The following is a 6247-nucleotide window of genomic DNA, read 5'->3' on the forward strand; positions in this document are numbered from 1 at the left end:
GGGAACGGGGGAAGGGCGGGTAGGGGACCTCGCCCCACGCAGCGGCACGGCACCCGCACCCGGTCCACCGGCACCAGCCACGCGAACCGGCCCCGCCCCGCAGGCCGACGGACGGAGTCCGGCGCAGCGGCGCGAAGCCGGGGAGGCCCCCCGGGGGCCGAGCCGCGCGAGCGGCGCGTCAAGAAGGGGCGCGGGGCGTCAGGAAGGAAGCAGCTCGACCTGGATCTCGATCTCGACCGGCGCGTCCAGCGGCAGGACCGCCACCCCGACCGCGGAGCGCGCGTGCACGCCCTTGTCGCCGAGCACCTCACCCAGAAGCTCGCTCGCACCGTTCAGCACGCCCGGCTGCGCCGTGAAGTCGGGGGCCGAGGCGACGAAGCCGACGACCTTCACCACACGGGCGATCCTGTCCAGGTCGCCGACCACGGACTTGACGGCGGCCAGCGCGTTCAGCGCGCACGTCGCCGCGAGCTCCTTCGCCTGCTCCGCGGAGACCTCGGCGCCGACCTTGCCGGTGACGGGGAGCTTGCCCTGCACCATCGGCAGCTGGCCCGCGGTGTACACGTACGCGCCCGACCGGACCGCCGGCTGGTACGTGGCCAGCGGCGGGACGACCTCGGGCAGGGTCAGGCCGAGCTCGGCGATCCGGGCCTCGACGACGCCGCTCATGCCTTCTCCCGCTTGAGGTAGGCCACGAGCTGCTCGGGGTTGTTCGGGCCGGGCACGACCTGGACGAGCTCCCAGCCGTCCTCGCCCCAGGTGTCCAGGATCTGCTTGGTGGCGTGAACCAGCAGGGGGACCGTCGCGTATTCGAACTTCTTGGTCATGGGGGCGAGCGTAATGCCTGAGCGGGAGTGGTTAGGCTCGGACGCTGTGAGCAGGCTCCAGGTGGTCAGCGGCAAGGGCGGCACCGGCAAGACCACGGTCGCCGCGGCACTCGCGCTGGCCCTCGCGCGCGAGGGCAGGCGGACTCTTCTCGTGGAGGTCGAGGGCAGGCAGGGCATCGCACAGCTTTTCGGCACGGAAGCGCTCCCCTACGAGGAGCGGAAGATCGCCGTCGCGCCCGGCACGGGCGGGGGTGAGGTGTACGCGCTCGCCATCGACGCCGAACGGGCGCTGCTGGACTACCTCCAGATGTTCTACAAGCTCGGCTCGGCCGGCCGTGCCCTGAAGAAGCTGGGCGCGATCGACTTCGCGACGACGATCGCGCCGGGTCTGCGGGACGTCCTGCTGACCGGCAAGGCGTGCGAGGCGGTGCGGCGCAAGGACAAGGCCGGGCGGTTCGTCTACGACCACGTGATCATGGACGCGCCGCCGACCGGGCGGATCACCCGCTTCCTGAACGTCAACGACGAGGTGGCGGGACTGGCCCGGTTCGGGCCGATCCACAACCAGGCGCAGGCCGTCATGAAGGTGCTCAAGTCCCCGGACACGGCGGTGCACCTGGTGACGCTGCTGGAGGAGATGCCCGTCCAGGAGACCGCGGACGGGATCGACGAGCTGGTGGCGGCGGGGCTGCCCGTCGGCCGGGTGATCGTCAACATGGTGCGCCCGCACCACCTCGACGAGGACACCCTGCGGGCGGCCGCGGAAGGCCGCCGCGCCGAGATCGCCAAGGCCCTGTCCCGGGCGGGGCTGGGCGGGGCGCGGCGGGGCGGGCTGGCCGAGCGGCTGGTGGAGCCGCTCCTGACGCAGGCCGCCGAGCACGCGAGCCGGGTGGAGCTGGAGCGGGAGCAGCGCGCGGTGCTGGCGGGGCTCGACGTGCCGACGTACGAACTCCCCCTGCTCGGCTCGGGGATGGAGCTGGCCGGGCTGTACGAGCTGGCGACGGAACTGCGCAAGCAGGTGGGCGCCGAATGAGCGGGGGCGGGGAGAGCATGGGCCTGGACACGTCGCAGCGGCTGGCGGTCGACGCGCTGTTGGACGATCCGGGGACGCGGATCATCGTGTGCTGCGGCGCGGGCGGGGTCGGCAAGACCACCACCGCGGCCGCGCTGGGCGTACGCGCGGCCGAGCGCGGGCGGAAGGTGGTCGTGCTGACCATCGACCCGGCGCGCAGGCTGGCCCAGTCGATGGGCATCGACTCCCTGGACAACACCCCGCGCCGGGTGCCGGGGATAGAGGGCGGCAGCGGGGCGGGCGACGGCGAACTGCACGCCATGATGCTCGACATGAAGCGGACGTTCGACGAGATCGTCGAGTCGCACGCGGACTCCGAACGGGCGCGGGCGATCCTGGCGAACCCCTTCTACCAGTCCCTGTCGGCCGGCTTCGCGGGCACGCAGGAGTACATGGCGATGGAGAAGCTGGGGCAGCTGCGGGCCCGGGACGACTGGGACCTGATCGTCGTGGACACCCCGCCGAGCCGGTCCGCGCTGGACTTCCTCGACGCACCGAAGCGGCTGGGGTCGTTCCTGGACGGGAAGTTCATCCGGGTGCTGATGGCTCCGGCGAAGGTCGGCGGCCGGGCCGGGATGGCGTTCCTCAACGTCGGCATGTCGATGATGACCGGCACGCTGAGCAAGCTGATGGGCGCCTCGCTGCTGAAGGACGTGCAGACGTTCGTGGCGGCGATGGACACGATGTTCGGGGGGTTCCGCACGCGCGCGGACGCGACGTTCCGGCTGCTCCAGGCTCCCGGGACGGCGTTCCTCGTGGTCGCGGCTCCGGAGCCGGACGCGCTGCGCGAGGCGGCGTACTTCGTGGAGCGGCTGGCCGCGGAGAAGATGCCGCTGGCCGGTCTGGTGCTGAACCGGGTGCACGGGAGTGACGCGGAACAGCTGTCGGCGGAGCGGGCGCTGGCGGCCGCAGAGAATCTTGAAGAAGGCGGCATTGTCGATCAGGAGTCCGGGAAAGCTGGACTTCGTGACGCCGCCGACGACGGCTCCCCCGGTGTGGTCGACGCACACGCCGCTGTGGGCGACGTACACGACCAGAGCGACATGAACGACGTGGACCAGATCACCGCAGGACTGCTGCGCCTGCACGCCGAGCGGATGCAGGTGATCGCGCGTGAGCAGCGCACACGCGATCGCTTCACCTCTCTTCACCCGGAGGTGGCGGTGGCCGAAGTGGCCGCCCTGCCCGGCGATGTGCACGACCTCGCCGGGCTGCGGGCCATCGGAGAGCGACTCGCGGCCGGGGTTCCGGCCGCAGGAGCGTAGGCGTACGTACGAGGGGTGCCGGCGCGGCGCCCGGGTGGTTACCCGGCTGCCGCGTAGGTCTCGTACGACACGTCGATCTCCGCGTCGACATCCACGGTGAGGATGCCCGTACTGCGCTCGTACTCCGTGCGGGCGGTTTCGAGCAGCCGTCGCCACGAGGTGACGGTGGGACGCCGGCGCAGCAGTGCGCGTCGTTCCCGCTCGGTCATGCCGCCCCACACTCCGAACTCGACACGGTTGTCGAGTGCGTCGGCCAGGCATTCGGTCCGCACCGGACACCCGGTGCACACCGCCTTGGCCCTGTTCTGTGCCGCTCCTTGAACGAACAGTTCATCCGGATCGGTAGTGCGGCAGGCTGCCTGCGCACTCCAGTCGGTAACCCAGCCCATCCCGGTGCCGTCCTCTCCCGAATCGAGGCTCCCCCACGGCGGTAGCGGCATATTCACCGCTGCCAGTTGAGGACGTTACGGAAGGCGGGGACGGCGCAACACCCCCGACGGGCCCAATCTTGAATGGTCCGAACGGACTATGGGTAAGCGGCAGATCACCCGACGGAGTGATCCGGCGACATGCCCGGCCATTCCGGCGATTCGGGTGAAATCGGGAAGGCGCCGGTGAGCGTCCGTCAGAGCGAAGGACGGGATTCGGACATCAGTCCACCCCATTCGGGAAGGGTGAAAATCAAGCCGAGGGGTTGATGTCGCACCGCACTGCTGTGACAGTTGGGGACAGCTTAGGCCAAGGCATTCGCGCGTGTCCGGTGAATGAGAACGTAGGCTGCCCTCCATGGGAAAGAAGCGCTCGGGCGCAGGGCTGACGGGGCCGCAGCAGGCCGCCAAGTTCCTCGGGGTGTCGGTTCTCTCCGGAGTCGTACTTGCCGGCATCGCGATCCCGGGCGCAGGCGCGCTGGGCCTCGCGGCCAAGGGCACGGTCGAGGGTTTCGACGAGATCCCGGCCAATCTGAAGACGCCTCCGCTGAGCCAGCGCACCACGATCCTGGATGCCGAGGGTGGCTTGATCGCCACCGTCTATTCACGGGACCGGCAGGTCGTGCCGCTGACGGCGATGTCGCCGTACATGCAGAAGGCGATCGTCGCCATCGAGGACTCGCGTTTCTACGAGCACGGAGCGGTCGACCTCAAGGGCATCCTCCGCGCGGTCAACCGCAACGCGCAGGAGGGCGGGGCGGCGCAGGGCGCCTCCACCCTCACGCAGCAGTACGTGAAGAACGTCTTCGTCGAGGAGGCCGGCGACGACGAGACGAAGGTGCGCGAGGCCCAGGAGAAGAGCCTCGGCCGCAAGATCCGCGAGCTGAAGTACTCGATCCAGGTCGAGGAGGAGCTCGGGAAGAAGAAGATCCTCGAGAACTACCTCAACATCACCTACTTCGGGCAGGGGGCGTACGGCATCGAGTCCGCCTCCCAGCGCTACTTCAGCAAGCCCGCCAAGGACCTGACGCTGGAGGAGTCGGCTCTGCTGGCCGGCCTCGTGCAGTCGCCCAGCCGGTACGACCCGGTGAACGACAGCCAGGAGGCGATGAAGCGGCGCAACGTCGTCCTGCAGCGCATGGCCGACGTCAAGGACATCTCGCAGGCCGAGGCGGACGAGGCGAAGGCGAAGCCGGTCACGCTGAAGGTGACCCGGCCCAAGAACGGCTGCATCACCGCGGTCAAGGGCGCCGGGTTCTTCTGCGACTACGTGCGCGCCACCTTCCTCTCCGACCCGGTCTTCGGAAAGACCCGCGAGGAGCGGGCCAAGATCTGGAACCAGGGCGGCCTGACCATCCGCACCACGCTGGACCCGCAGTCGCAGGAGGCCGCCAACGCCTCGATCAAGGACCACGTCAACGAGGACGACTCGGTCGCCACGGCCGTGACCATGGTCCAGCCGGGCACCGGCAAGGTCCTGGCGATGGGCCAGTCCAAGCCCTACGGCTTCGGGAAGAACGAGACGCAGATCAACTACTCCGTCGACAAGCGGATGGGCGGCTCCAACTTCGGCTTCCAGGTGGGCTCCACGTTCAAGCCGTTCATCGCGGCCGCCGCCATAGAGCAGGGCGTGGAGCCGACGAAGGTCTACTCGGCCCCGAACAAGATGGAGTACCCGAGCCCCGTGGCACGCTGCTCGGGCCCGGCCTGGCAGAACCTGCCGCTCGGCAACGGCAAGCTGCAGACCGCCGAGAACGAGACGCGGGACGAGTTCGGCCCGTACGCGCTGCGGACGGCGATGGAGAAGTCCATCAACACGTACTTCGTGCAGATGATCTCGGACATCGGCCTCTGCCCGGTGATGGAGATGACGCAGAAGCTCGGCGTGGTCCCGGCCAGCGGGGTCAAGCTGCCCGAGGAGCCGTCCATCGCGCTCGGCTCCGCCGAGATGTCCCCGCTGACGATGGCCAACGCGTACGCCGCCTTCGCCAACCGGGGCGTCTACTGCACCCCGATCGCCCTGGAGTCGATCACCGACGCGCACGGCAAGGCGCTCACGGTGCCGAAGTCCAAGTGCGACCGGGCGATGGCCCAGGACACGGCCGACACCATCAACCAGCTGCTGCGCGGGGTCGTCGACTCCGGTACGGGTGAGCGGGCCGGCCTGACCGACCGCGACAACGCGGGCAAGACCGGCACCACCGACAACCGCTACAACGCCTGGTTCGTGGGCTACACCCCGAACCTGTCCGGCGCGGTGTGGGTCGGCTCCGGCGGCTCGAAGAAGATCTCGATGGAGGACATCACCATCGGCGGGCAGTACTACCCGAAGGTCTTCGGCGGCGGCCTGCCCGGCCCGATCTGGAAGGACGCCGTCTCGGGCGCGCTCTCCGGCCGCGAGGCCCCGAACTTCGTCGGGGCCAGCGTCCCGGAGTCCCCGGTCGGGGGCGGAGGCGGTGCCGGCGCCGGCAACGGCAGCACCGGCGGGACCGGCGGCCGGGGCAACACGCCCCAGCCGCCCGCCACCCCGCGCAAGCCGAACAAGCCCGGCAAGCCCGGCGGTGACAACAAGCCCGGCGGCGGGCCGCGGCCGGCGGTTCCGCCACCGGAGGCGGCACGGCTCCGGTGCCCGAGGTCCCGGTCAAGCCGGTGCCC

6 protein-coding genes are annotated in these 6247 nt (G+C 70.2%); 3 read left to right on the top strand and 3 right to left on the bottom strand.

Features of this window, described 5'->3' with window-relative positions; translation table 11 throughout:
- Window positions 1-198 precede the first annotated feature (198 nt).
- Together SSNG_RS16360 and SSNG_RS39760 are read right to left on the bottom strand one after the other, a co-directional pair.
- Window positions 199-669 (bottom strand): RidA family protein, encoded by a 471-nt coding sequence (locus SSNG_RS16360; protein WP_007264965.1) that lies wholly within the window; start codon window positions 667-669, stop codon window positions 199-201.
- Window positions 666-827, bottom strand: a complete 162-nt coding sequence (locus SSNG_RS39760) for a DUF4177 domain-containing protein (protein ID WP_007264966.1) — start codon at window positions 825-827, stop codon at window positions 666-668. The genes SSNG_RS16360 and SSNG_RS39760 overlap by 4 nt, the downstream gene beginning before the upstream one ends.
- 46 nt (window positions 828-873) lie before the next feature.
- On the opposite strand from SSNG_RS39760, the gene SSNG_RS16365 reads away from it, so the two are divergent.
- A complete protein-coding gene (locus tag SSNG_RS16365; protein ID WP_042801146.1) occupies window positions 874-1860 on the top strand; it encodes an ArsA-related P-loop ATPase in 987 nt (328 codons plus the stop codon).
- Window positions 1857-3164, top strand: a complete 1308-nt coding sequence (locus tag SSNG_RS16370; protein ID WP_128636989.1) for an ArsA family ATPase — start codon at window positions 1857-1859, stop codon at window positions 3162-3164. The genes SSNG_RS16365 and SSNG_RS16370 overlap by 4 nt, the downstream gene beginning before the upstream one ends.
- Before the next feature lie 38 nt (window positions 3165-3202).
- Here SSNG_RS16370 and SSNG_RS16375 read toward each other — a convergent pair whose 3' ends face one another.
- Window positions 3203-3553, bottom strand: a complete 351-nt coding sequence (locus SSNG_RS16375) for a WhiB family transcriptional regulator (protein ID WP_030228569.1) — start codon at window positions 3551-3553, stop codon at window positions 3203-3205.
- Between the two features lie 397 nt (window positions 3554-3950).
- Here SSNG_RS16375 and SSNG_RS16380 point away from each other — a divergent pair.
- Window positions 3951-6247 (top strand): transglycosylase domain-containing protein (locus SSNG_RS16380; RefSeq protein ID WP_007264970.1); only part of this gene is annotated, 2297 nt, incomplete at its 3' end.

This window comes from Streptomyces sp. C (genome assembly GCF_000158895.1).
In the GTDB taxonomy this organism is placed as follows: Bacteria; Actinomycetota; Actinomycetes; order Streptomycetales; family Streptomycetaceae; genus Streptomyces; species Streptomyces racemochromogenes.